Source organism: Aquimarina agarilytica ZC1, assembly GCF_000255455.1.
GTDB lineage: Bacteria > Bacteroidota > Bacteroidia > Flavobacteriales > Flavobacteriaceae > Aquimarina > Aquimarina agarilytica.
This window is the reverse complement of the sequence record NZ_JH621261.1, coordinates 54,771-81,116: the sequence shown is the minus strand read 5'-3', so window position 1 is coordinate 81,116 and position 26,346 is coordinate 54,771. Positions and strand designations below refer to the sequence as shown.

The following is a 26,346-nucleotide window of genomic DNA, read 5'->3' as shown; positions in this document are numbered from 1 at the left end:
TTTAATCCCCAAAAACACTCGCCAAAATAATATCTTTAACTTCAATAGCTTTTACATTTTTTTTATTATTTCCTGCGGCTACTATAATTGGTTTTTCAGACACCTCAACACTAGTTCTTCCGTGCGAACCTTTTATCAATTCCGAGTTAAGTGGAATAAAATTAAACAAGACTCTAAAACCCATTTTTTTCAATAAAAGCTTTACTCCTATTTTTAATTTCAATCCTTTTTTTTGGGTGTCTAAAAACATTTCAACAGGGTCATAACCTGGCTTTTTGTGAATATCAACCGTTCGTGAAAAATCTGGTGCTCTCTTATCATTTAACCAATAATAATACGTAAACCAATATTCTTTTTTAGCAATAACCATAAAATTTCCCGAACGTTCATGCCATATATTTCTCTTTATTTGTGCTTCTTTATCTAATACTTCTTCTACACCTTTTACTTCCTTTAATAAACTCATTAGCATTTTTTCAAGATTAGGCTGGCAATATACTTGCACTACTTGATGATCTGCTACTGCAAATGCTTTACTTGCTCCTGCATCTAATAATTCGGTATCATTCTCTACTCTAACATTAAGTAAACCTTGCTTTCTTAATATACGATTAAGGTGAATAGGCTTTGATACTGAAGAAATTCCATACTCTGACAATATTATGGGAGTAATATTTTTATGTTCATAAAACTCAATTAAGTCCTTTAACAATTTATCCAAATCTTGGATGTCTTTTTGTACTTCATTGGATTTGTAATCGTATTTCTGCAAACAATAATCAAGATGTGGTAAATATATTAGTTGTAAAGTTGGATTATATTTATGTTGAACATATTTAGAAGCTTCCGCAATCCATTTACTAGATTTTATTGTAGTTCTTGGTCCCCAAAAATCAAATAATGGAAAAACACCTAATTCCTGCTGTAACTCATCTCTAAGTTCACTAGGGTAACTATAACAATCAGGCTTTTTTAATCCATTGGCCAAGTATTGCGGCCTTGGAGTTACTGAGTAGTCCGCACTTGAATACATATTATACCACCAAAATAGATTTGCACAAGTAAATTTTGGATTTAGGTTACGTGCCTCATCCCATAAACTTGATGTTTGAACCAACTTATTTGATTGTTTCCAAAATTGAACCTCAGACTGTTCTTTGTTATACCAACCATTTCCAATTATTCCATGTTTCGAAGGCCACTGACCTGTAATATAAGTAGTTTGAACGCTACAGGTTACTGCAGGTAAAACAGGATCTATAGTCGCTATTTTTTTATTATCTGTACACCATTTGGATATAAATAGTTCTTTGTTTTCAAGTATTTTAGAAGTAAGCCCAACGACATTAATTACCACAGTCTGTTTCATATTATATCCCCAATTTTAGTTCTCACCCAATTAATTTCTCTAGTTATAGCACTTATTATGTCTGTTTGCATTTTATTAGGTAATACCTCCCAAGTATATGTTTCTATCTCTAAATGCTGGGTAAATTCATCTTCCTTCCAAAGCTGGAGTGTATCTATTAAATCATCTTGTGTTGATTTTAAATTCTGATATTCGTCTAGAAATACAGGAACGTGGTAATGTGTTCTTAGTTCTTCAAATTCATTTTTATGCATGGCATTAATAGCCATATCTAAATCTGTATATTTTGAAAAGTTTTCACCTCTTGATTTAATTACGGCTTGGTGTAAATAATTAGGTTCATGAAAAGGTTTTAAATAGCTTTTTAATTCTTCAATAGTAGTATGCTCATTCAATGTACATTTTAAAGCTGCACTTATTTGTAGTTTTCCTATTCGAATACCATTATTTTTCATCTTTTCAATAATTTCCAAAGGCTTTTCGAACCCCACCGAAAAATGACAAACATCATAACAAAGCTGAATATGTTCTCGAATAGCGCTTTGGGCTTCATCAATTGAGCATTTGTTTTTTTTCACCAATAACTCCCCTCCTCTTTTTAAAAGAAAATCATTGAAAAAAGTTATAAACTCTTCAGAATTCTCAATCAAGCCATCGGGTTCTGGCTCAATATTCAGATGCATACTTTTCCCAGTAGTATTCTTTATATTTATAAGATGATTTACAACATCAATTAAATATTCGCAGGCTCTATTTTTAATTTTTTCTAATTCACTTTTTGATGTATGCCAATATTTATAAGTTATAGGAGAAGTTGAAATTCCACTAATTAAATTTTCGGGTACTAATACTGCTAAAATATTAAACAGTAATAAGGTATATTCTTTTCTTAAATTAGTGCTCCAATCTGGTACATGAACTTTATCCTTAATAACTTCATCATGAAAATTCCCATAAGGAAAACCATTGATGGTAAATACATATAAATTATTTTCCTTAAGCCATTTTTTAAATGAAGCTAAAGTAGTTTTTTCATTGAGTTCAATTGCAGCTTGATTAGAAAGTCTTAAACCAATACCAAAAGGATTTTTTTTTGAAATTTGTGCTTTTACTCCAAGTAAATAAAGCTTTAGATTATCAAAGGTTTCTGACCAAGATTCTCCTGAATGGATATTAGTACAGTAGCTCAAATGCCCTGATTTTCCAACTTTCATACCGTAAGTTTTTTATTTTGAAATGAAGCTATAAGCACTATAGATTGATCTAATTTTGATTTTTCTATTTCATGAATCTCTTCGCCTTGACCAATACCCCTTAATAACATTATGGTTAACACCCCTCCTAAATGCTCCCTAAACTCCTCTAAGCCAGTAATTAGTTTTTGATTGATTCTATTAATATCCAACGGATCTAACAACAAGGGACAACTTAATTCAAATCCTAAGTTATTAAAACAATGTAAAATTCTTTTCAATTCATTTTCAGACAAGTATCCTATACAATAAGAATAACATGAGTCCAAAGCAATACCTATAGCTACAGCTTCTCCATGAGTTAATTCATAATTCGTCAAATATTCTAGTTTATGAGCAGCCCAATGACCAAAATCTAAAGGCCTTGACGAACCTTTTTCAAACGGGTCACCTCCTCCAATATGCGCTGTGTGTAATTGAGCACATTTAAAAATGAGATTATTCATGGTCTCGGGATCACGATTGTTTAACAAAGTGATATGATCTTCTATCCAATTAAAAAATAAAGAATCTTTAATCAATGCTACTTTTATGGCTTCAGAAATTCCGGATCTCCAATGCCGATCAGATAATGTAGTTAAAAAAGTTTGGTCATTTATAACTGCAAACGGCGGTTGAAATGTTCCTAAAAAATTTTTCTTGTCAAAATAATTAATAGAATTTTTTACACCTACACCAGAATCGTTTTGAGAAAGAACCGTAGTTGGAATACGAATTATTTGAATACCCCGGTGCGCTATAGCACTTGCAAAACCCACCATATCCAAAACTGCACCACCTCCTACAGCTATAACAAAAGAATGTCTATCTATTTTTTTTTTATTTACTAAATCAAGAACATTTTCTACTACACTCCATTTGTTTTTTACCCCTTCACCCCCTTCAACCATCAATGGCTCTCCCATTAATTGAATTTTAAGGCAACATTTTTTGAAATAAGTCTGAATTTGTTCAATTAAATAAGAATGATAATAAAACATTCCCTTATCCAGAATTACAACGGCTCTTGTAGTGCTATTTTTATTTTTGGAAGTTAGCAAATTTGATAATAACGGATTGTTTACATCAAAAACACCTTCGGTAAACGAAATATTATAGTTGAATTCTACTTTAAAATTTTGTTGTATTATTTTATTCATAATGCTGCCCCTTAGATTATTCTATTTTTTACAAATGTTCGTTATTAATTAAGTTAAGTTACCGCATAGTGTTTAGCCACTAACATAGATATTGGCAATAAACAGATAAGCAAAAGAGCATAATACCAGTTAGCAAAGCCTACTACATAAATGGCGTTTAAAGGAATCAATGATAATACTCCTATTTTAACAGCTTGTTGAATTTGTTTTGGATGGTTGTGAATTAGTGCTCTTGCTTTAGCTATTAAATTAATCCCAAACCAGAACAATAGAAAAGGGATAGTGGTCCATATTTTTAAATAGCCGTATAGCATTAAAAAGATAAAAAATAAGACAACTAACGTATCTAATATTATGGCCTTAATAATTGAATTCTTGTTATTCCCATGTGCTTCTTTTTGTCCAACTAAAGTAATCGCAGCAATGAATGCTAAAGGTATACACCCCAAAAACCACATGAGCGGTATAACATTATTAATAATACTCATTCCTAGCAAAAGATTCATTGATCTACATAACCCCATGTTTATTGGGCCTAAAACTGAGTGATGTTTTGCATACTTATCATAAGTAAGCGCCAAAATACAAATGGAAAATGCTATGATTCCACTTTGTGTAGAAACTAAAAAAGCAGAAATAACCCCAATAGCAAATAGGCTTGATCCAAAAATAATAGCTTCATTCATTGAAATTTTACCTGAAGGTAACATCCTTTCGGGTCTGTTGAGTTTATCTGCTTTGTAATCAAAAACATCATTAAATATGATCCCCCCAGCATATAAGCCCATAGTAGAAACTATAAGCAAAATCATAGATTCAAATTTAGTATCCATTAAAGGATATAAAAAAATTCCAGCCACAGAAAAACCAGCAATAATATCAGAAATAGCAGTTAAAATATTAGCAGGCCTTGCCATTTTTAAAAAGTAACCCAATCTCATTTCTAATTCTCAATTATATTAGAATATGTTTTTTTAACAAACTCTTGCCCTCTTAAAACAGAATTGCCATTTAACAATTCCATGTTTTCAATAGTTATTTCTTTCATCCAATCAGCCTCATTAAATTGTCCACTTTGTCCGTAAACATCTAATGCATTTTTATAACATGTAAGATGAATATCTTGTTTAGAAATCCCTAGTTCGTTCATAAGTGATGCTGTTTTAGGCACTGCCAAAGGATCACTCACTCCCCAATCGGCAGAACTATCAACAATGATTCGTTCTGATCCGTATTGCTTCACAATTTCTACCATTCGTTTATTACCCATTTTTGTATTGGGGTAAATAGTAAATGCTGTCCAATAACCTCGATCCAAAACAGCCTTTACCGTTTCTTCATTATTGTGATCTATAACTACCATAGATGGAGATACCCCATGTTCTTTTATAACATCCATGCTCCTTATAGTTCCATTTTTTTTATCACGATGTGGTGTATGTACCATTATAGGAAGCTTTAATTGCTTGGCTAATTCAATCTGCTCTCTAAAATACTTGTCCTCTGCTTTGGTTTGATCATCATAACCAATTTCTCCAATAGCTACAACTCCTTCTTTAGATGCATACAGTGGTAATAAATCCATAACCTGTTCTGCTAAAGCTTCATTATTTGCTTCTTTAGAATTTAAACCAATAGTACAATAGTGTTTTATACCAAATTGAGAAGCACGAAACCGTTCCCAGTTAACTAAGCTATTAAAATAGTCTTGAAAAGAACCTACAGAGGTTCTTGGTTGCCCCATCCAAAAAGCAGGTTCTATAATAGCAACTATTCCAGCTGCTCTCATAGCTTCATAATCATCTGTTGTGCGAGAAACCATATGAATGTGTGGATCAATATATTGCATAAGTTTTATTTATTTTGATTAACTTTTTTTCCTATTTCTGTCCAAATAGCAAGGTTACTTGATCTATTTAGGGTCGTTTCTTGTAATATTATTTGAACCGCTTTATGTTCTAACTCATTAGTAGATGCTATTGCTTTTTTTAATGTAATTAGGATATCGGGATGCTTATAACCCAACATCAGCTGCCAAATCTCTGGAGATACTTTCCGACCAGCTGACCATCGTTCCTGAATGTAATTATTGAGCATTACTGCTAGTTTCTCGTTATTTCGAACAACAAGATTGTAAATTTTATACAGTGGACGTCCCATAAAAATGGCTTTCAAAACTAATTGGTTCCAAGCTTCTTCCGAAAGATAATTAGCCGCATAAGGATTATTTAAAGCTATTGCATCAAAAACATTTTCTACATTAGTTCTTATGCCTTCTTCTACAAGGCTTGTAAGTTCTGGTGCTATTTTTAAAAAATAAAGGCTTTTATAAAAATCCTCTTGTTCATTTATACTACATGTTTCAACCAGTTTTTTTAAAATAACCTTACTATTTTCAACAGGTAATTCAATCATGAGTAATGAGCGACAAAGCGATTGTTTATTCCAATCCTCCTCAGAAAAAGAAGGATATTGCTTTTTTAAGAACAATAGCTCTTTAGTACTCCATTCAATTTTATCCTTTGAAATAAAACGAAAAATTAAACTATAATTAAGAATAAATTGATTTCCCTGCTCATCCTTTTTTATAAGTGAACTATTAGCATTCAACCAGTTTAATTCTTCTTGAAATAGCTTACTATGAACTATTTCTTTAAAAGTCATTTTTGAAGAAATTGTATTAGGCATATTTAGTTTTCTTTATAATCCTATCAAGTTTTGATCATACTACTTATTACTATAGATTGAATGACAACTGCATTTTTTAATTTATACCTCCTCCTATATTAATCATTACAGGATTAAAGAAGCTTTATAGTAAATGACCTTCTAATAATTTCTTATTATTTATAAAAAATACTTACTTAAACTTTTAATGTATTCTGAATAAAAGTGCTTTAATGAGGTAAAATAGTGAAAGAAGGTTGAGCAGCGTATACTTTCACTTTATTTGGAAATAAAACAAAAAAATTGCAGTAGAATCAATTGAAATCTCTAGCAAAAATGATTTTATTTCACCTCTTTATTATCCTTAAAGAAAATACATACATTATTGTTGTATCTGTAGGTAAGCCTTCAGTTTTGCACAGGTATTTCCCAACCTCTAGTAGTTTGATTTTCATATAATTATTTTAAGTTGATTTTTGTGTAAGCCTAATTTAGATAAAAAAATGTTTCTCCATCTAAAAAAATTAAAAATAAAATACTTACTTAAATTCAACCTCTAAAACGTATTTAAACATTTTATTTACAACCACTTAAACAAGAATAAAAATTAATAAATGGACTAAATTTTAATTTAATTGAATCCTTTATTTTTATTTAACAGACTTTAAAAAGTCTTATTTAAGTGTTTTTCGTTTTCTAATGCACTAGTTATAAGCTTAAAATGGATTCATTATTATGAAAAAAGAAACAAAAAAACTGGTACTATTTATGAATTCAATTGTTTGTAAAGCATCCATAAAAAACAAAATCAAACTTTATATCTATAGTGCCCAATAATTTCAAAATTAAATAAGCAATCCTCTAAAACTTGACCTGCACCAATATTATGGACTATTAAATATCTTTTTGAATCCTCCGACTTTTTATTAACTACAATTCCTATGTGAGTAATTGCTCCACCCAAATTCCAACATATGATATCACCCGGTAAATAATCATTGTTTTTTTTTGTTATTTTTTTTTCGGCACCTGCTCTTTTAAAAAAAGTCATCAAATTGGGTACTCTCCTATGATCTATATTTTTATCCGTTTTTTTAAGTGACCAAATTTTAGGGTACTGGTTAAAATTAGCTTTCATATCTTCATGCACTAACTTTTGTAAATCGATTCCTATTTTTCGATAAGCTCTTATTACAACATCTGTACATACGCCTTTGTCTTTAGGCACATCACCATTAGGATAATCGATTGAAAAATAGCTCGGATCATATACTACTTGTTGCTTTGTTAATTCTAACACACAATCCGAAAAACTTTGTTCACTTATTTGAGCTTGTGAAAAGCTATAATTTAAAATGAAGTAGTATAAAATTAGTAGTATCCTTTTCATTTTATTATTTTTTATGACTGCTTAAAAAACCGTTTCATAATGTTCAACAACAGGAAAGGGTTCATAATAATGATGCAGTAACTCTTTCCATTTTAAATAAGCTTCCGATGCTCTAAATCCGATAGTATGCGAAGTAATAGTATCCCATTTCACTAATAAAATGTATTTATTATTTTGTTCCACACATTTTTTTAACGAATGAGATTGATATCCCTTTATAGAACTAATATATTTTCCTGCCCTAGCAAAGTCTACTTCAAATTGAGATTCAAAACCTTTTTTAACATATAATATAGCTACCTCTAAAATCATCTATTTTTTTATATAAAAAATTAAAAACCAAAGCCTAGTTTAAAATTAAATCGCTCTCCATCTTTAGCTGTAAAAACTGATACATTCCCTATTAACATATCAGCGGCATTTATAAAAAGACCTCCCCCTAATGAATTATTCCATTTTTTGTTTTCATCATTTGCCACCCATACTTTTCCATAATCAACTCCAGAATACATCCCTACTTTCAAAGGAATCAATCGTGTTTTAATCTTTGTTAGATCCCAGCGAAAGTCTGTACTCTGATAAAACGATCGTTTACCTGAAAAACGTTGATTTCTGTAAGCTCTTAAACTATTATCTGCTCCTATTGTTGCCGCTTGATAAAATTCAAAATCATTTCCAAAATTAATATGAGCCCCTATATTAGTAGCTAAAACAAGTTTTCCACTAGGAATTAATTTATAGGTAAAACCTAAAATTGGCTTTAGGTATGTAAAACCTTTAGACTTTTCTATATTTTGTTTGTAACCCAACTTTAAGTTTGTATGCATACCCATGCTTGGGAATACCCAATCATTTTTATTTTCAAAATGATAATCAGCTTCAACCCCCAAAAAGCTATCCCTATTTTCAATATTGTTATTTAAATAAAAATCATTGATAAACCTACCATTAGTTTGTTCTACTTCAATGGTTTCAAAACTAACCGAAGTAGTAAATTCTGCCCCTAAATCACCTTTCCAAATTAATGAAGGCACAAATTTGAATTTACTTAGCTTAACTCTGTTATAGTCTAAATCAAATTGTTTTTCATTTTCCACATTTGGATTTATAGTTTCATTTCCAAAACCAAAAAAGTTAATACTATAATTAGGACTTGTAAATTGTGAACTAAAACCGAAATTCCAATTTCCAAAAACATTAGCAAATTCACTGGAATAATTCAAATCAAAACCCTGTGTTGCAAAATACAAATCTGCTGAAATATTATGCTGAGAGGTAAATGGATTTCGTTCAAATCTATAAAAAGTAAAGGTGTTGGAAAAACCTACCCTAAAACCATCATCCGGATTATAACCAATAACTGGCAAAAACTGATTTAAACTATTTTTTAATTTTTTATAATTATACACATTAGTATCATAATCATCGGTAAGCTTCTTTTTTCCTTTATTGGTTATAAATTCACTTTTTTTAGATTTATAATCATACAAATGAACTTTTTTCCCATTTTTAATATGGTAAGTATCCTTATTTTGCCCCCCAATTAATCGAATGGGTATATAATGATCTCCTTTTCCAGATACTTCAAAATAATCTGTATCATCTAATCCATAAACCCATAGTTCTTTAGTTTCTTTATGACTATAGGTACGTTCATGAAACATGAACCCTTTTTCTCCTTTTATAATTCGATAGCCTTTAATTGTTGTTTTACCATTAGGATATCTTTTAATTTCAAACCGATCATCTTTATTTGTTCCTTTAACAACAGAAAATCTATTAATATGAGCATAATAAGCATCTGAAATTTGTTGTATGTTTTTTATTCTGCCCAGTAATTTAGTTTTAATATTTTGTACAGTTATCTGATCAACCTCTTTTGGGAAAGCCTGAAACGCTTTGTCAATGACATCCTTTGTTAAGTGTGTTTGTATAAAAGTAACCTCGGCGTCCCAATCCTTTTTATTAGCACTATTAATTAAAGCAACATCTAATGGATAAGGTTCTAAGTTAAACCATTTTACACTCTTTAATTCTTCTTCATAACTACGCAGTAAACGAATATCAGGAATAATTGTGGTTAAAATTCCTAATAAAAAACCATCATCCATTATAGAGAAAGCTTGATCTCTATCCCTAGGAACTGGTCTATAAATTGTTTTATCTTCTTCTTTAAATGTTGCCCAACGCCATTGGTCTTCATGCCTATCCCAATCACCAATAAGCATATCAAACAAACGGGCTCTTATGTAAGCTGATTCATCAACGTGATGTTTTTGGTTTTTTAATAATTTTTTTAATAAATCGTATGTACTAATTAATTCATTAGAAAAACCAAAGCTAGCAGTTTCTCCATGACCAGAGGCTGCTCGTTCTTCTATCATATAAAGTTCATCTCCATAATCAACATTATATTGCCCTAAGGCTTTTTGTTTGGGTACAAAATATAATGTGGGATTGGTATGAAACACCTTAATAGCATCTGCTAAACTACCTATAGCATAGGGAGCATAAGGATAAGATCCTGCAAAAACATCGGTAAGTAATCGCTCGGGGTAAGTGTTATTGAATTGTCCTTCAATATATTTTTCTTTAAAAGCGACCGCTTGTAAATATTGTAATGCCTCTTTATGCATAGCGCGCATCACATATTCTTGTCCTTTGTTATTTTTTAAACGTAACGATTTTGATTGGTGCCCACCTCCTCTTCGCACTGGCGATAAACCTCCAAACAATGTATCTAAATTTACAGTAGGTACATTTACTTCAACTCCATAATCTTTTCGGTAACGTTTACCCCATGTAGCTTTATGAAACTTACTTTTTGTTATTTCTTTTTCTGTATAAATAGATGCCTTTACTTGAGAAGGGAAATCGGCTTTATAAGTTACACCTCCAATGATTTCATCTTCGGGCAATACTACTGTTTGATATACTAATTTCTCATCATTTGCGGTATAGAATCTTACAAAAGAAGAACCATCTTTGAATACATCCAACCTTGCAAAACCTTGTCTCCCAATTGAAAATTTACCGTTTTTCCTTAAACGAGTAGGACTCTCATTTGCACCAGATCCACTAATTATTTGGTGTAAATTATCTTGAGTTGAATATTCCAAACTATGCTCATGACCCGATACAAAAATGACTTTCTTATTTTCTTGCGCAAGCGTTACAATACGTTTTTTTAACTCCATGTAACGTACTCCTATTTGATCAACATTGGCAATTCCACTAGTATTCCGTAACACATTTTTTAAGCTACCCAAAATAGGGAGTGGTTTCATATGGCTTTTAAATGAAAACTGCCCTCCATGAGGGCCGTTAGTAAATATTGGGTGATGTAATGCTATTAATGTGGTTTTACCCCTCGCCTTTTTTATTAAACTTTCAAATTCATCAAAAAACTGCTGCCTTGTTTTTATATCACAATCATCATTTATTGTTGGTTGTTTATTCCAATTAGTGATGTACCAATGTGAATCCACTATAATTAGATCAATAGCTGTCCCTATTTTTATTCTTTTTATAGGACAACCATTCTGTGGGAGAAAAGAGTGTTTCCCTAATATATTTTCAATATACTTTTCTTGCCTTTTTACTCCTTTTATACCAGAATACCAATCATGATTTCCTGGAATAAAGATAGCGTTTCCTTTAAAATCACGAACAGCCTCTGTTTGTACATTCAATTGGTGTGTAGCAAAGTTTCTAAACTCACTCCCCTTTGCAGGAAGACCTTTAGGATAAATATTATCTCCCAAAAAAAGAGCTGTACTATTTTTATTTGCTTTTTTTATATGTTTTTTAAATAAACCAAGTGCGTCACTTTCGGTTCCCAATTTTGAGTTTCCCGCATCGCCAATTAAATAAAAAGAATGTAAAATTTCTTTATCAAATGGATAGGAAACCTGTGTGTTTTCGTCTTTTAATTGTAAATCATAAGTGGCACAAGCACTCAATAAAAAGGATACTAAAATAAAGATGAGGCCTTGTCGACATCCCATAATGATAGATTAATTAACTATTTTAGTAAAAATAATTCTTTTAAATGAAAAGCTTAATCTTTGAAACAGAAAAATACGTTTCTGAATTACTGCAAAATAATTTACCACAAACTTTTTTGTATCATAGTTTTAGTCATACTAAAAATGTGGTCAATAGTGTAATTGAAATTTGTGAAGGAGAACAACTCAACGAAACAGACACTCAGCTAATTACTCTAGCAGCTTGGTTACACGATATTGGCTATATTAAAGATAAACTTAATCATGAAGAAGCTAGTGTAAGTCTTGCTAAAAAACATTTAAAAGATAGCCTTTTGACAGCGGCACAAATAAGCATCATACTTCAGCTTATTATAGCAACTAAAATGGGACATGAACCTCAAAATAATTTAGAAAAAATTATTCGAGATGCCGATTGTGCACATTTTGGATCTAAAGATTTTTTTGACCAGAGTGATTTATTAAGAGCGGAATGGGAATTAACACTCAATAAAAATTTATCTGATATTGAATGGACACAAGAAAACATTGATTTTTCAACACAACAACATCAATTTTATACCAATTATGCCATTGAAAATTGGCAAAAAAGAAAACATAAAAATTTAATTAAATTAACAAAAGATTTAAAAAAACTAAAGGCAGATGCTCAAAAAACAGCATTAAAAAAAGCCGAACTTTCATTCAAACAAAACAAAGCTATATTACCCGAACGAGGAATTGAAACTATGTTTCGTGTTACGTTACGAAACCATATTTCGCTCAGTGATATTGCTGATACCAAAGCAAATATTTTACTCTCCGTGAATGCCATAATTGTTTCACTTGTACTAGCCAATTTACTTCCTAAACTTGACAATCCTTCAAATACTTATTTGATTTACCCTACTGTTATTTTTGTGATTTTTACTATAATCACTATGATTCTTTCGGTATTGGCTACTCGTCCTAATGTTACTAGTGGGCAATTCAATAAGGAGGATGTTAAAAATAAAAAAGTGAATTTACTTTTCTTTGGTAATTTTCATAAAATGAAACTTGACGAATTTGAATGGGCTATGAATGAGCTTATGCACGACAAGGATTATTTGTATGGATCAATGACGAAAGATTTATACTTTTTAGGAAAAGTACTTGATCGAAAATATAAAATTTTAAGAATTACTTATACCTTTTTTATTATAGGTATTGTTATCAGCGCAAGTGCCTTTTCAATAGCCTTCCATTATTATGCATAGTAATAATGGACAGCTATATTATTCATTAATTATTTTCATTAAATCATCATAAGTATATACTTGTTTGTCTGTTAGATTCTGTTTGTACAATACACTAACACGAATGGCTTTTAACCCTGTTACCGCTTGTAAATCCTCTAGCTCAACAATTTCAACATCCGTATCTAAATACTGTTTTGATTGTAAAAAGTTAATGTATTTCAAATACTCTCTTTCATCTTCTTTGTGCGAATACACAATGGCGATTTTTCCTTTTTGGGTAATGCGCTCATTTGTTCCTTTTACATAGGCTTTATCCACACGCTTTTTAACAACTTCATAACGGGCATTATAAGTTCCATCAACATCAAATTGCTTTTCATCCATTCGGAAACTGATTGTTAATGGTGTATTAAATACTAAAATCATTGATGCAACGTCCATGGCTACGGGGAAATTAGGTTGCATTTGATAAAAAGTATTTTCCATTTCGCACATTACTTGTAATTGCCATAACCTTAGATTATATAAATACAAAGAATTGAAACTATCCTCTTTTGTAATTGACTCCCCTATGTACATGCTATGCTCCACCCCATCTGTCTTATAACGTTCAAAATAATGAGGATACATTTTTTGCGCATCTATCTGCTTTACATCTAATAAAGCAGCCATCCTTTTATTTACTAAAGTAATCGTTTCGTCATAATTTTTCCTATGATTATAATGTACATGTAATTCACTATCAACACTGTCAAAATATTGTTTTATTTGTGTTGATAAATGTGACGTCTTTTTTATATGCTTGAAAAGTTTATTAATGCTTTTCTTTAAAAAAGAAGTTATTTTTTGTTCGCTATCTACTTGAAATCCTTTTTCTAAATCCTGTAAAAAAGTATCAATTTGAAATAAATATTGTTCATACACTGGTAGTGAATCTAAACTAAAAGCACTTTTAAGCACCTCTTTAGCGCTTTGTAACTGTAATGACAAATCTTGTTTTGTTGCCCAATTACGTGCCTCCGAAGATCCTTTGATGTCTATCTGCCCATATAAAGGATATACTTCTTTGAAAGCTAATTTATTAAATGAAACTTGATTTCCATTTAATTGTTCTCTGATATATCTTTTAGCTTCACTCTTAAATTTCCAATGCACACTAGGATGTATGGATGTACATTCTTTCTGTATAATAGCTTCTATTAAATTTTCTTCTTCTTCTTTTGAATGCTCAACAGCCGCTATAATATGTGGCATTACATCAATTAATTTATTCGCATTTATACTATTAAGTACTTTTGATTTGCTCGAAACCAATTCTAAAACACCAAATAAACCTTCTTCATTAGCTACAGGTGCTAAAATAGCACTCTTAATTTGCTGTTGCTGTAATATGCCTATTTGAGGTATTTTATCATCAAATTTATCATACATTTTATCCACATCAGATATCGCCACATATTTATTTTCTTTTAGTAAACGTTTATGACTCCAATCACACAAGCAAGTTTTACACTTTTTTGTGTCAGAATTATGTAATAAAAAGCTATTCATTTTAGTGCCATAAACACGCTCAAATGTTTGTTCTTCATCATTATATATTGAAAAACCTACTTTTAAATCCTTAATATTAAGCAGTGACTGGAATATAGATTCGAATTGGTTTATAAAATTTCCATCCTTCTTTTTATCACTTCCAATTAAATTAGACTTTATGTTAGAAATAGATTGATCGTCGGTAACATCAAAAATATTTGATATCACAAACCCCTTAAATAAATAACTATTCTCGGGAAATTTTTCTTTCCATAAATCTATATTATCATAATTATCTAAAAGTTCATCAAAATCACTTTGCATTATTGGTGTTGCCTTATCTGTAGGATGAATCTCCATAAAATCTGCGTTATACAAAATTTTATAATAACGCATAATTCCATTTGAATCAGGTATTTTATAAAAAAAAGGACGCTTGATATTTATATTAAAGCCATAACAAAAGTTTAATATAATGGTACAAGCAATTATATAACGATCATCTTCGGGTATGTTTTCAATAGTAAGTTCGAAATCATCTCCTGCTGCAGCTAAAATATTCTTGAAACGTTGAGATGTATTAAAAATATAATTATGAAAAGGAACCGAAGCCGTTTTAATTTCATTCAAAGTGAGTACCTCGCTAAAGGCATCTTGTAAAATAAATTGTATTTCTTTTTCGTATTTACTTAACAATGATATATCACTAAACCCCTCTCTTAAAATAGGATAAGGTGCTTGTACTTCTAAAATTCGTTGCGCCTTAGCAGACAAAAAGGCATCACTACTCTTCGCTAATTCTTCATAACGATTCAAGTAACTATTAAAACTTACTTTTAATATAAAAGGCGACTCTATATTGTCATTTAAATACTTCATATTACTATTTATTCAACCTAATAGCCTGTGATAAACACACTTAAACATTTACTAATTTACTAATAAAAAACCATAGTCGAAAAAGTAAGTTTCAACTGACATTTTTTTAACTTTTATTTATAGGTTTTTAGGTCCAATATTTCTGCAAAAATAAGACATAAAATCGCATGCTAATGTATCTTTACCAAAGCAATTTTAAAATAATTTTACGTATGGAAAATTTAGATGCAGCAAGACTACAAATGGCCTTTACATTAATCTTTCATATTGTGTTTGCTTGCATCGGAATGGTAATGCCATTTTTCATGGTTGTATCTCATAAAAAATGGCTAAAAACTCGAGATCCAATCTACTTAAAATTAACTAAATCATGGCAAAAGGGAGTGGCTATCTTTTTTGTTACTGGTGCAGTTTCTGGTACAGCGCTTTCATTTGAACTTGGATTACTTTGGCCCGAGTTTATGAAGCATGCAGGCCCTATAATTGGTATGCCATTTTCATTGGAAGGTGCAGCCTTTTTTGTAGAAGCATTGGCCTTAGGATTTTATTTATATGGATGGGATAAAATTAACGAAAAATTCCATTGGTTTACAGGTATTATTGTCGGTATTTCTGGTGTTGCATCGGGAATTTTAGTAGTGTCGGCCAATGGTTGGATGAATGCTCCATCAGGTTTTGATTACATTGATGGACAGTTTTTAAATATTGATCCAATAAGTGCTTTATTTAATCCTGCTTGGTTTACTCAAGCTTTGCATATGACACTGGCAGCCTTTACGGCAACTGGTTTTGCAGTAGCTGGTATTCATGCATATCAAATACTAAAAAAACGAAATATTGACTTACATAAAAAAGCATTTAAAATAGCCCTAAGTTTTGGAGCTATCGCAGCTATTTTACAACCTATTAGTGGGGATATTTCTGCTAAGGATATAGCCAAAAGACAACCTGCTAAATTAGCCGCTATGGAAGCTCATTACCATACAGAAAAAGGTGCTCCTTTGTATATTGGAGGTATTGTAAATGAAGAAAAGCAAGAGGTAAATTACAAAATTGCTATACCAAAAGCCTTATCTTTTTTAGCTTTCGGTGATTTTGATGCCGAAGTAAAAGGATTAAATGATTTTCCTGCTGATGAACGTCCTAAAGTAGCCATTGTGCATTATGCATTTCAAATTATGGTAGGACTTGGTACTTTGTTATTGTTTGCTGGCATCTTATTTTTTATAACGCTTTCACGAAAAAAAGAATGGTTTAACAAACGATACTTTTGGTTACTTTTTAGCCTATTAGCTCCTATGGGGTTCATTGCTCTTGAAGCTGGCTGGATTGTTACCGAAGTAGGTAGACAACCGTGGATCATTCATGGAATTATGAAAACCAAAGATGCTGTCACTCCAGTTCCTGGAATCATATATAGCTTTTATATGTATATTTTGGTATATACCTCACTCACAATTGCTGTTACTTGGTTAATGAGTAGACAAATAAAAGCATTGAACTCAACTGATCACTCCACTCCTAACACTACTTCCTTATGATATACGTTGTTTTATTTTTTCTAGCTTTTTCATTGTTGCTATATGTATTATTAGCTGGAGCCGATTTTGGAGCTGGGATTGTTGAATTGTTTTCTTCAAAAGAAAATCAAGCCATCACAAAAAAAACAGTCTACCGTGTAATGGGTCCTGTTTGGGAAGCCAATCACATATGGATTATTATCATGATTGTTATCCTTTGGGTAGGATTCCCTTCATTTTATAACATTTTAATGATTTCATTACACATCCCAATAACCCTTATGCTTTTAGGAATAACACTCCGAGGTGTTGCTTTTGTTTTTAGACATTATGATGCTTTTAAAGACAATTCTCAAATCATATATGATTGGATGTTTAAAATATCAAGCCTGGTTACTCCTATTTTTTTAGGGATCACCTTTGGAGCCTTACTCAGTGGAAAAATAATTATTGCTGACTCTATCATACCATATTCATTTAAAGCATTGTATATAGACTCATGGCTCAATGGATTTTCCATATTTACTGGTCTATTTTTTGCATCACTTTGCGCTTTTTTATCATCGGTACTTTTAATTGGCGAGGCTGAAAATGAAACTCGAAAAATTTATGTTAGAAAAGCCATTATTGCTACCGTTATTGTTGTTATCGTAGGTTTTATAACTATTTGTTATGGTTTTTATATGGATATTCCATTTATTAACATTTTTCTACACAATTATATTACTATCAGCGCCATAAGCATATCTGCAGTATTACTCTACCCATTGTGGATGAGTATAAAAAATGAACGTCGTATTTACAGTCGATTTTTTGCAGGTATTCAAGTACTATTAATACTCATTGCAGCACTAGCGCCTATTTTCCCCAATATGCTATTTACCACATCGGGGAGTATAAATATTTTAAATGAAATAGCCCCTAATAGTGTTATTAAAGTATTAGGCATTTCACTTATTATTGGTGGATCCGTTATTTTGCCTGGCTTATTTCATTTATTAAAATCATTTAAAATGATTAAAATACTGGAACGCTAAAACTCATTATTTTTTTATATAATAGTATACTAATTACCTGTATACCAAAGTAAGTGTTTTAGTTAACCAACGACTATCACTTCGTAAACATAGGACATATGAACTATTTTGAAATAAATACGAATAAAAATGTTCCAAAATAAATCAACGAATCGAACTAGTTCATTTTTACTCACAATAAATAGTACATCTGGTTACTAATTAAATAACTTATGATATATAGTTTTAATGAACCGCATACCAACGCAAAGCTCACTGTTGGGGATCATCAATTATTGGAAAAGTATGCTACAGAAAAAAAGCTTGAGGCTTTTACTTTTATAAGAGCAACTAAAGACCTCCTAAAATTATCTATAGATGGTATTCAAGTAAGCGTTGAACCAGATAAAATTATTTCTTTAACCCCTAATCAGCACCTTAGTTGTATTAATCATACTGATCAGGTAATAATGTATCAATTTAATCGTGAATTTTATTGTATCAAGGATCATGACAAAGAGGTGAATTGCATGGGCGTACTTTTCTTTTCTCACAATGTGAATCCTATTTTTTCGCTTGGCGCAGAAGAAATTTCTAAATTTAACTCATTACATAACGATATTATAGATGAAATCTCTACCGCTGACTCAATACAGGCAGAAATGCTGCGGATACTAATTAAAAACTTTATTATACGTTCTACTCGTTTATTAAAATCACAACAAACCGCTTCTAACGAAAGTGCACCAAAACAAGATTTATTACGTCAATTTAACATATTAGTTGAAGAACATTTTAAAACTGAACATCAAGTTTCATTCTATGCCGACAAACTTTTTAAATCCCCAAAAACATTATCCAATAACTTTAATCAACTAAAAACTAGCCCATTACAAATAATACAGCAACGTATCATATTAGAAACTAAACGTTTAATAAATTATTCTGACCAATCTTTTAAAGAAATAGCCTTCCATTTAGGCTATAATGATGCTTCTCAACTTAGCAAATTATTTAAAAAAAGTGTTGGTGTTTCACCTAGAGCATTCAAAAAAGAAGCTATCGGGAAAAATTGACATGTTTACAGGAAAAACACACCGAAAGTATACAGATAAACTATCGACTTTTGTAGTGTAAAATTAATCTAAAATTATTCAAAATTTAAAAACATGAAAAAATTAATCAGTTTAGTAACATTATTTTTCGCTTTCACATTAGCTGCATTTGCACAAGACGTTAAAACAGTTACACTAGAACAAACTAAAGGAGACTTTACTGTTAAAGAATTAAAATTATCTGAAGGTACTTATGTATTTGACATTGTAAACAAAGGTGTTGATCATGAAGTTGGATTTGTTTTAATCGAAGCTGGTAAAGATGCATCAAATGCAGAAAACCACATTAAAAATGCTTACGTTCAAAAAACTGTAAAAGAAGGTGAAACTCAATCTTCAAAACAAGTTGAATTGAAAAAAGGAAAGTATACTTACTTTTGCCCATTAAACCCAACTCCACAGTATACAATTATTGTTGAGTAATTAATAACAGCTAATTAAGCTCAGAAAAGGTTCGATGTAATTTATGCATCGAACCTTTATTTTTTTATGGTTCTTAAACAAGTTCAGATAAATCATTTGTACTGATTTATAAGTCATTTGTTGTTTTTATTTAGTACTATTTGATAGTATATTTCACTTAAAAATAAAAGCATCCAAATATTCTAATTTATAATGAACCATTTTATAAAACTCCTTTTTATACTACCGCTCTTTCTAACTAGTTGCAACAACAAAAAGGAAGTAGTCAAAAATAACACTAAACCAAACATACTTTTCATTTTTACCGATGATCAGACGTATTCCTCCATTAATGCTTTAGGGAATAATGAAATTATCACGCCTAATCTAGACAAACTTGTTACTAATGGTACCACTTTTACCCATGCTTATAATATGGGGTCCTGGAGTGGAGCCGTTTGTGCCGCATCAAGAGCTATGATGATTTCTGGCAGATCAGTTTGGCATGCCAACAAATTTAGACAACACTGGAAAAAAGGAGATTCCATAAATAAAACTTGGGGTAAATTAATGCAAACTGCTGGCTATAACACGTACATGACAGGAAAATGGCATGTGGATGCTCCAGCTTCAAAAGTATTTCAAAAAGTAGTACATGAACGACCAGGAATGCCAAAAGATGCATGGAATCACTCTCAAATGATTGCTAAATTTGATTCAATCTCTAAAATTCCTAATGCCAAAAGTGCTACGATTATGCCCGTTGGTTACAACAGGCCCTTAAGTAAACTTGATACTACTTGGACACCTACAAACACTTCTTTTGGAGGTTTTTGGCAAGGAGGAAAACATTGGAGCGAAGTCCTTACTCAGGATGCTACTACATTTTTAGATATGGCATCAAAAAAGGAAGATCCCTTTTTCATGTATTTAGCCTTTAATGCGCCACATGATCCACGACAGGCACCAAAAAAATATCAGGACATGTATGATTTGGATCGCATTAGTTTACCAAAAAGCTGGTTGCCAGAATATCCGGATAGACACCAAATAGCCAATGGAGATCATTTACGTGATGAAGCCCTTGCCCCTTTTCCTAGAACAGAATATGCTACCAAAGTTCATATCAAAGAATATTATGCAAGTATTACGCATTTAGATGCCCAAATTGGTAAAATTTTAGAAGCGCTCAAAGCATCGGGAAAAGACAAAAACACGTATATCATTTTTACGGCAGATCATGGCTTAGCTATGGGAAGACATGGTTTATTAGGGAAACAAAATTTATATGACCATAGTTTACGTCCTCCATTAATTATTATGGGACCCGATATTCCTAAACATAAAAAGGTTAATGCTGATGTATACCTACAGGATGTTATGGCTACAAGTTTGGAAATAGCGGGTATTCAAAAACCTGAATACTTATTTTTTAACAGCTTCAAAAAATTAGCTTTAGGAAATCAACAACAAAGCAATTACAAAAGTATTTACGGGGCTTACCTTAATGTTCAACGTATGATCCGAAAAGATGGATTTAAGTTATTGGTTTATCCTATAGCAAAAAAAATAAAACTTTTTGACTTGAATAATGACCCCGAAGAAATGAACAACTTATCGTTAAATACGAACTATAGTAATAAAATTATTTCCTTATTTAAGGATTTAAAAGAATTACAGTTACAAATGAATGATACACTAAACATTAAGCAATTAAATTATTACCAACAATAATTATAGTCATAACAAAGCAATGTTAACTTAGTATCCAATTCATTATGAACTTAAAAAACAGCATACTTCCCATACTTTTAAGTTTTTTTTGTTTTGCCTGTGGGCAGAAAATAAAAAACGCAAAAAGTTTTGATAAAATAATAAATAATCACTGGAAATTCATCCAAGCCGATATTCCAGATGCTCAAAAAAACGAATATGACGATGCTGAGTGGCAAACCGTAAATTTACCCCATGACTGGAGTATTTCTGGTGCTTTTTCAAAAGACAATCCTTCATTTTCTCGAGGTGCTTGGCTACCTACTGGTATCGCTTATTACCGAAAAAAAATTGACCTTTCGCAAGTTAAAAAAGATCAAAAGGTTTTTATACACTTCGAAGGGGCTTACCGAAATGCCGAGGTATGGATTAACGGAAATCATTTAGGCAAACGTCCCTTTGGTTATATTCCTTTTGAATATGAGTTAACACCATTTATCAACTTTAATAATGAAAATATAATAACGGTTAAACTTGATAATAGCGAACAACCTGGTTCTCGTTGGTATTCTGGTAATGGAATTTACCGAAATGTGCATTTAATTGTAAAAAACGAAACCTACATTCCAACATGGGGAGTACAAGTAACTACTCCTAAAGTAACAGAAAAGAGTGCTAATGTTTTAGTACAAACTACTGTTAAAAATACCTCCAAAAAAGGAATAGATGCAACTTATAAAGTGGAACTTTTGAATGCTAAAAACGAAGTCATTGCTACAAAAACAAAGGATATTTCACTAATTAGTAACTCTCAACTTAAAGAAGAACTACTCTTAAATGTTCAAAACCCCAAATTGTGGAATATTGACACCCCTCACCTCTATACTACTCAGGTTTCTTTACTTATAAATAATACGATTATTGATAGTAAAAAAATAAGTACTGGAATCCGAAATATGGAATATTCTTCGGAAAAAGGATTTATTTTAAACGGTAAACCATTAAAAATAAAAGGAGTTTGCCTACACCATGGTGGTGGTCCATTGGGAGCTGCTACCAAAAAAACCACCTATGAGCGTCAATTACGAATTTTAAAAGAAATGGGCACAAATGCAGTTCGTACAGCTCATAACCCATTTGCTCCAGAATTTTTAGATGCCTGTGACAAAATGGGAATGCTAGTAATGAACGAAGCTTTTGATGAATGGGAAGTAGTTAAAGAACCTGCTACTTTTAGAAAAAATGGTGAAAAAATTCGTATTCCTGTTACTTTTTATGCACATCTATTTAAAAAATGGAGTGATAAAGATTTAAGCGATTTTGTACTTAGGGATCGTAACCATCCAAGTATTTTTATGTGGAGTGTTGGAAATGAAATTGACCAAATGAAAGACGAATCCGGTATTGAAATTGCCAAACGTCTGGTAAACGTGGTACACAAATATGATAATCGCCCAGTAACTTGTGGAGTAAATGGCTATGGTTGGGATGCCTGGCCTATTAATGAAACTGTAAGCGAAATGGACGTCCCGGGCTACAATTATGCAGATCCCGAAGATTATGATTTGGAACATAAAAATTACCCTAATCGTAAAATGATAGTTACCGAACATACTTCAGCACAAATGATTGCTAATCGAGGGGAGTACTACCCTTTTTTAAATAGACCGCAAGCCCTACAAGCTAATTTACCCATTGAACACAAAGACACACACAAATTTTTAAAAAACAGAGGCTATTATAGTATAGGAATGAAAGCTTGGTTAGCCGTTAAAGAACGCCCCTATATTATGGGCGAATTCATATGGACTGGTTGGGATTATTTAGGAGAAACCATTCCCTATCCTTGGCCTGCAAGGTCTTCAACTTTTGGAGTTATTGATTTAGCCGGTTTCCCTAAGGATGGTTTTTATTATTACCAATCTCAATGGAACGCTAAACCTATGCTTCATATATTTCCTCATTGGAATTGGAAAGGTCATGAAGGTGAAAAAATAACTGTTAACGCTTTTTCTAATGCTTCGGAGGTGGAATTATTTGTTAATGGTACTTCTTTAGGAAAAAAGAAAAATAACATGAATTCAAGTGAATTATTAGCTTGGGAAACCACATACCAACCCGGAGAATTAAAAGCTATAGCCTACACTAATGGAAAAATTAGTAAAACCGAAATCATTCATACTGCATTAAAGCCAACTAACCTTGATTTAAATGTTACGGATTCTAATGATATCACTTACGTAGAAGTAATACTAAAAGATAAGAACAATCATTTTGTTCCAACCGCTCAAAGCTTACTCAATTTCGAAACCCAAAACGCAAAAATCATTGGAGTTGGCAATGGTAATAATAAAAGCCACGAACCTTTTGTTGCCAATTACAGAAAAGCTTACCATGGAAAATGTGTCGTAATTTTAGAAAAACTAGATACTAGTAAAAAAGCTATATTAAAAGTAACTTCTAAAGAGTTTAATAAAGTCAATGAAGTAAGCTTCTAAAACTTTAAAACCACTACTCCAAAAAAATTATTTTTTAGGCTGCTTTCTGAACAAAACCACCTCGGAAAGTAGCTTTCCTTTTTCTAAGTCAAAAATTGGATGTTTTGAACTTCCGATAATTTGAGAACTATAAATACCACTATGTCCCGAAAAAAGATAAGCTACAAAACATGCTACAGCCACATATTGACCTGTTTCCATACCAAATAATTCAATTCCCATTAAGGTACACGCAATAGGAGTATTAGTCGCTCCTGCAAAAACAGCCACAAAACCCATAGCCGCCAATAAATCCATGGGTAAAGGTAAAAACCAAACTAAAGCATTCCCCAAAGCTCCTCCAACAAAAAATAATGGAGTTACCTCCCCTCCTTTAAATCCTGCTCCCAATGTAAATGTGGTAAATAGTAGTTTTAACAAAAAGTCATAAGGTGGAATAGCTTCTGTAAAAGATTCCACAATTACTGGAACACCCAAACCTATATACCTGGTAGTTCCCATCAAAAAAACCACTATAGCAATAACAATTCCTCCAATAACTGGGCGTAAAGGCGGATAATTGAACTTTTTAAACTGGCTACTCCAAAAATGTGTCCCTTTTGAAAATAGACGCGCTATTATACCAAAGCATATACCTGCAACACAGGACAACGTAATGTTTAGTAAGGACATATTAGGAATATTATTTACCAAATATTCGGTATGTGTACCTCCAAAATAACGACAAGCTTGATCGGCAATAATCGCTACTAAAATACTAGGCACTAAACTTTCAAAGCGAACACGACCAATTAACAATACTTCCAAAGCAAAAATAGCACCGGCTAATGGGGTCCCAAAAACAGCAGCAAATCCTGCACTAATCCCCATGATTAATAAGATTTTTCGATCTAATGAATTAATGGATATAAATCTTGATAATTGATCTGCTATAGCGCCTCCCATTTGTACTGCTGTTCCTTCACGCCCAGCAGACCCACCAAACAAATGTGTTCCTAAAGTTCCAAATAATACCAAAGGAGCCATTTTAAAAGGAATCATTTTATCTGGTTTATGGTATTCATCCAATAACTGATTATTTCCGCGAACCACACTTTTCCCCCAATAATAATAGGAAGCACCAATTAAAAAACCTGCTACTGGTAATAACCATATTAGTTGAGTATGCGCTTCTCTATAAGTAGTGCACCAGTCTAAACTAATTAAAAAAAACGCTGAAGCGCCACCAACAGCAACACCCACAATTAATGCGATAAGCAACCATTTTAATAAATACGCTAAAATAGCTGGGTATTGTAATCCTTTAATAGTGTTTAATAGCATAGTTCATTTTGTATGGGCACAAATATAATTGTTTCCTTTTATTTAAATTCAAAACTATATAAACCAAAAACTGCCTAAACAAACACTATTGTTTAGACAGTTCATGTTATTTGATCATTTTAATAATCAAATAACGCCCCAAAATATTCCTTGATTAAAAATAGAAAAAAGACTATTCAAAGTAGATTTTTGATGCTCCTAATCCTACAGAACTTGAAAAAATTGCAGATTTTGAAGGAATATCAAATATTTTAAGCTCACTAAATATCGTAAAAGCTGCGCTAACTGTATACAACTTATCTTCTTTAGCATTCATCCCATAAACATTTCCTACGGCTATACCTTCTTTTGAAGCGGATAGATCTGTAGCCTCCGCATCTATTTCGATTACGTCAGTTCCTAATACATAATATAGATTCCCTTTTGTATAGGCCAATAATGCCGAGCCTTTATTCTCGTCAAAAACCCATTGTTTTTTTATTTCATTGGTATCTGTATCAATAAATGAAATCGCTGAAGTAGTACGCTCTAATACTTCGAAAAAAGGAGCTCCTCCAAAAGCAGTCCCCCTACCCTCAGACAATACTACTAAACTACCATCTTCAGTAAATAGCATATCGTCTGGATTATCTTTAACTGTTATTGTAGAAACACTATTATTTGATGATGTATCAATTACCGATACGATATTATTTGATGAAAAAGCTCCTTTATGAGACACAAATAATTTATCATCCTTAGATACAATTTGTTCCACTCCATTTGCTAAAGAAATGGTATTAGTCTCTAATTTATTTGTTGTTAAATCCAATATAGCTACATAATCATCATTTTCATCTGCACCTTCACCCCAATTAGTAATATAACCTTTAGTTCCGATGACAGCCATATATCTTGGATTTTTTAACCCCGAAGTCACTACAGCTTTTCTTTTAAAAGTAACCCTATCAATTATTACCAATGTAGCCGCATCATTTAAAATAACATAAGCATTATCACCGTTATAAGTTATTGATTGAATTAGACCTCCCAATTGAACTCCATTCACCTTATTGTAGATAAAATTAGTCGTCGTACTTAAATCATTAGTTACATATGAAATTGATCCATCTTTCATTCCAAAATTCCCTTCGGCGCTAACAAAGAAACCGCCATCAAATTTTGTGTCTGGTGTAACTTCTATTTCTTTAATTACTTCTATTTCTTTTGTCTTCTCTATAATATTAGTATCATCGCCGCTACATGATATTATCAAAACGCTTATTAAAAGCATTTTAAAAATTGACTTCATAACTCTCATTT

The 26,346-nt window shown here is 31.6% G+C and carries 19 protein-coding genes; 7 read left to right on the top strand and 12 right to left on the bottom strand.

Annotated elements, in window-relative coordinates; translation table 11 throughout:
- Position 1 precedes the first annotated feature (1 nt).
- The 9 genes from KQA_RS0210415 to KQA_RS0210375 form a co-directional block, all read right to left on the bottom strand.
- Positions 2–1,369: a nucleotide pyrophosphatase/phosphodiesterase family protein gene (locus KQA_RS0210415; RefSeq protein WP_010180836.1), complete on the bottom strand. Its 1,368-nt coding sequence runs from the start codon at positions 1,367–1,369 to the stop codon at positions 2–4.
- Positions 1,366–2,583, bottom strand: coding sequence for a metabolite traffic protein EboE (eboE, locus tag KQA_RS0210410; protein ID WP_010180834.1), 1,218 nt, complete (start codon positions 2,581–2,583; stop codon positions 1,366–1,368). The genes KQA_RS0210415 and eboE overlap by 4 nt, the downstream gene beginning before the upstream one ends.
- On the bottom strand, positions 2,580–3,761 hold the full coding sequence (locus tag KQA_RS0210405; RefSeq protein ID WP_010180832.1) for a 3-dehydroquinate synthase: 1,182 nt from the start codon (positions 3,759–3,761) through the stop codon (positions 2,580–2,582). The genes eboE and KQA_RS0210405 overlap by 4 nt, the downstream gene beginning before the upstream one ends.
- 53 nt (positions 3,762–3,814) lie before the next feature.
- The gene (gene eboC, locus KQA_RS0210400; protein ID WP_157366650.1) at positions 3,815–4,678 is read right to left on the bottom strand and encodes a UbiA-like protein EboC; all 864 of its coding nucleotides are present in this window, start codon (positions 4,676–4,678) and stop codon (positions 3,815–3,817) included.
- A 26-nt stretch (positions 4,679–4,704) separates the two neighbouring features.
- A complete protein-coding gene (locus KQA_RS0210395; RefSeq protein WP_010180827.1) occupies positions 4,705–5,610 on the bottom strand; it encodes a TatD family hydrolase in 906 nt (301 codons plus the stop codon).
- 5 nt (positions 5,611–5,615) lie between these two features.
- Positions 5,616–6,425 carry an EboA domain-containing protein gene (locus tag KQA_RS0210390; protein WP_198283117.1) on the bottom strand — a complete coding sequence of 270 codons (810 nt, stop codon included), beginning with the start codon at positions 6,423–6,425 and terminating at the stop codon, positions 5,616–5,618.
- 811 nt (positions 6,426–7,236) lie between these two features.
- Positions 7,237–7,818 carry a DUF1287 domain-containing protein gene (locus KQA_RS0210385; RefSeq protein WP_010180823.1) on the bottom strand — a complete coding sequence of 194 codons (582 nt, stop codon included), beginning with the start codon at positions 7,816–7,818 and terminating at the stop codon, positions 7,237–7,239.
- A 21-nt stretch (positions 7,819–7,839) separates the two neighbouring features.
- Positions 7,840–8,130, bottom strand: coding sequence for an antibiotic biosynthesis monooxygenase family protein (locus KQA_RS0210380; protein ID WP_010180821.1), 291 nt, complete (start codon positions 8,128–8,130; stop codon positions 7,840–7,842).
- 20 nt (positions 8,131–8,150) lie between these two features.
- Positions 8,151–11,825, bottom strand: a complete 3,675-nt coding sequence (locus KQA_RS0210375) for a metallophosphoesterase (protein ID WP_010180819.1) — start codon at positions 11,823–11,825, stop codon at positions 8,151–8,153.
- A gap of 44 nt (positions 11,826–11,869) precedes the next feature.
- Between KQA_RS0210375 and KQA_RS0210370 the strand changes: the two genes are divergently transcribed.
- Positions 11,870–13,063, top strand: coding sequence for a Pycsar system effector family protein (locus KQA_RS0210370; protein ID WP_010180816.1), 1,194 nt, complete (start codon positions 11,870–11,872; stop codon positions 13,061–13,063).
- Positions 13,064–13,081: 18 nt separating this feature from the next.
- Here the strand turns inward: KQA_RS0210370 and KQA_RS0210365 are convergent, their stop codons facing one another.
- Entirely contained in the window at positions 13,082–15,457 is a 2,376-nt protein-coding gene (locus KQA_RS0210365) for a hypothetical protein (protein ID WP_010180814.1), read from the bottom strand.
- A 212-nt stretch (positions 15,458–15,669) separates the two neighbouring features.
- On the opposite strand from KQA_RS0210365, the gene KQA_RS0210360 reads away from it, so the two are divergent.
- The 6 genes from KQA_RS0210360 to KQA_RS0210335 all read left to right on the top strand — a co-directional run bounded on the left by KQA_RS0210360 (position 15,670) and on the right by KQA_RS0210335 (position 23,721).
- On the top strand, positions 15,670–16,998 hold the full coding sequence (locus KQA_RS0210360) for a cytochrome ubiquinol oxidase subunit I (RefSeq protein WP_040396282.1): 1,329 nt from the start codon (positions 15,670–15,672) through the stop codon (positions 16,996–16,998).
- Complete coding sequence (locus tag KQA_RS0210355) at positions 16,995–18,014, top strand: cytochrome d ubiquinol oxidase subunit II (RefSeq protein ID WP_010180810.1); 1,020 nt, start codon at positions 16,995–16,997, stop codon at positions 18,012–18,014. The genes KQA_RS0210360 and KQA_RS0210355 overlap by 4 nt, the downstream gene beginning before the upstream one ends.
- Before the next feature lie 212 nt (positions 18,015–18,226).
- The gene (locus KQA_RS0210350) at positions 18,227–19,069 is read left to right on the top strand and encodes a helix-turn-helix domain-containing protein (protein ID WP_010180808.1); all 843 of its coding nucleotides are present in this window, start codon (positions 18,227–18,229) and stop codon (positions 19,067–19,069) included.
- A gap of 93 nt (positions 19,070–19,162) precedes the next feature.
- Positions 19,163–19,531: a cupredoxin domain-containing protein gene (locus KQA_RS0210345; RefSeq protein WP_010180806.1), complete on the top strand. Its 369-nt coding sequence runs from the start codon at positions 19,163–19,165 to the stop codon at positions 19,529–19,531.
- Positions 19,532–19,723: 192 nt separating this feature from the next.
- Positions 19,724–21,244, top strand: a complete 1,521-nt coding sequence (locus KQA_RS0210340; protein ID WP_010180805.1) for a sulfatase-like hydrolase/transferase — start codon at positions 19,724–19,726, stop codon at positions 21,242–21,244.
- Between the two features lie 44 nt (positions 21,245–21,288).
- Positions 21,289–23,721: a glycoside hydrolase family 2 TIM barrel-domain containing protein gene (locus KQA_RS0210335; protein ID WP_010180802.1), complete on the top strand. Its 2,433-nt coding sequence runs from the start codon at positions 21,289–21,291 to the stop codon at positions 23,719–23,721.
- A 27-nt stretch (positions 23,722–23,748) separates the two neighbouring features.
- Here KQA_RS0210335 and KQA_RS0210330 read toward each other — a convergent pair whose 3' ends face one another.
- On the bottom strand, positions 23,749–25,044 hold the full coding sequence (locus KQA_RS0210330) for a voltage-gated chloride channel family protein (RefSeq protein WP_010180800.1): 1,296 nt from the start codon (positions 25,042–25,044) through the stop codon (positions 23,749–23,751).
- Positions 25,045–25,216: 172 nt separating this feature from the next.
- Positions 25,217–26,335 carry a YncE family protein gene (locus KQA_RS19575; RefSeq protein ID WP_010180798.1) on the bottom strand — a complete coding sequence of 373 codons (1,119 nt, stop codon included), beginning with the start codon at positions 26,333–26,335 and terminating at the stop codon, positions 25,217–25,219.
- Between the last annotated feature and the right edge of the window lie 11 nt (positions 26,336–26,346).

Bases quoted from the DNA above. Each gene is read 5' to 3' on its own strand.
- KQA_RS0210415 (WP_010180836.1), bottom strand. From the start codon at position 1,369: ATGAAACAGACTGTGGTAATTAATGTCGTTGGGCTTACTTCTAAAATA.
- eboE (WP_010180834.1), bottom strand. From the start codon at position 2,583: ATGAAAGTTGGAAAATCAGGGCATTTGAGCTACTGTACTAATATCCAT.
- KQA_RS0210405 (WP_010180832.1), bottom strand. From the start codon at position 3,761: ATGAATAAAATAATACAACAAAATTTTAAAGTAGAATTCAACTATAAT.
- eboC (WP_157366650.1), bottom strand. From the start codon at position 4,678: ATGGCAAGGCCTGCTAATATTTTAACTGCTATTTCTGATATTATTGCT.
- KQA_RS0210395 (WP_010180827.1), bottom strand. From the start codon at position 5,610: ATGCAATATATTGATCCACACATTCATATGGTTTCTCGCACAACAGAT.
- KQA_RS0210390 (WP_198283117.1), bottom strand. From the start codon at position 6,425: ATGACTTTTAAAGAAATAGTTCATAGTAAGCTATTTCAAGAAGAATTA.
- KQA_RS0210385 (WP_010180823.1), bottom strand. From the start codon at position 7,818: ATGAAAAGGATACTACTAATTTTATACTACTTCATTTTAAATTATAGC.
- KQA_RS0210380 (WP_010180821.1), bottom strand. From the start codon at position 8,130: ATGATTTTAGAGGTAGCTATATTATATGTTAAAAAAGGTTTTGAATCT.
- KQA_RS0210375 (WP_010180819.1), bottom strand. From the start codon at position 11,825: ATGGGATGTCGACAAGGCCTCATCTTTATTTTAGTATCCTTTTTATTG.
- KQA_RS0210370 (WP_010180816.1), top strand. From the start codon at position 11,870: ATGAAAAGCTTAATCTTTGAAACAGAAAAATACGTTTCTGAATTACTG.
- KQA_RS0210365 (WP_010180814.1), bottom strand. From the start codon at position 15,457: ATGAAGTATTTAAATGACAATATAGAGTCGCCTTTTATATTAAAAGTA.
- KQA_RS0210360 (WP_040396282.1), top strand. From the start codon at position 15,670: ATGGAAAATTTAGATGCAGCAAGACTACAAATGGCCTTTACATTAATC.
- KQA_RS0210355 (WP_010180810.1), top strand. From the start codon at position 16,995: ATGATATACGTTGTTTTATTTTTTCTAGCTTTTTCATTGTTGCTATAT.
- KQA_RS0210350 (WP_010180808.1), top strand. From the start codon at position 18,227: ATGATATATAGTTTTAATGAACCGCATACCAACGCAAAGCTCACTGTT.
- KQA_RS0210345 (WP_010180806.1), top strand. From the start codon at position 19,163: ATGAAAAAATTAATCAGTTTAGTAACATTATTTTTCGCTTTCACATTA.
- KQA_RS0210340 (WP_010180805.1), top strand. From the start codon at position 19,724: ATGAACCATTTTATAAAACTCCTTTTTATACTACCGCTCTTTCTAACT.
- KQA_RS0210335 (WP_010180802.1), top strand. From the start codon at position 21,289: ATGAACTTAAAAAACAGCATACTTCCCATACTTTTAAGTTTTTTTTGT.
- KQA_RS0210330 (WP_010180800.1), bottom strand. From the start codon at position 25,044: ATGCTATTAAACACTATTAAAGGATTACAATACCCAGCTATTTTAGCG.
- KQA_RS19575 (WP_010180798.1), bottom strand. From the start codon at position 26,335: ATGAAGTCAATTTTTAAAATGCTTTTAATAAGCGTTTTGATAATATCA.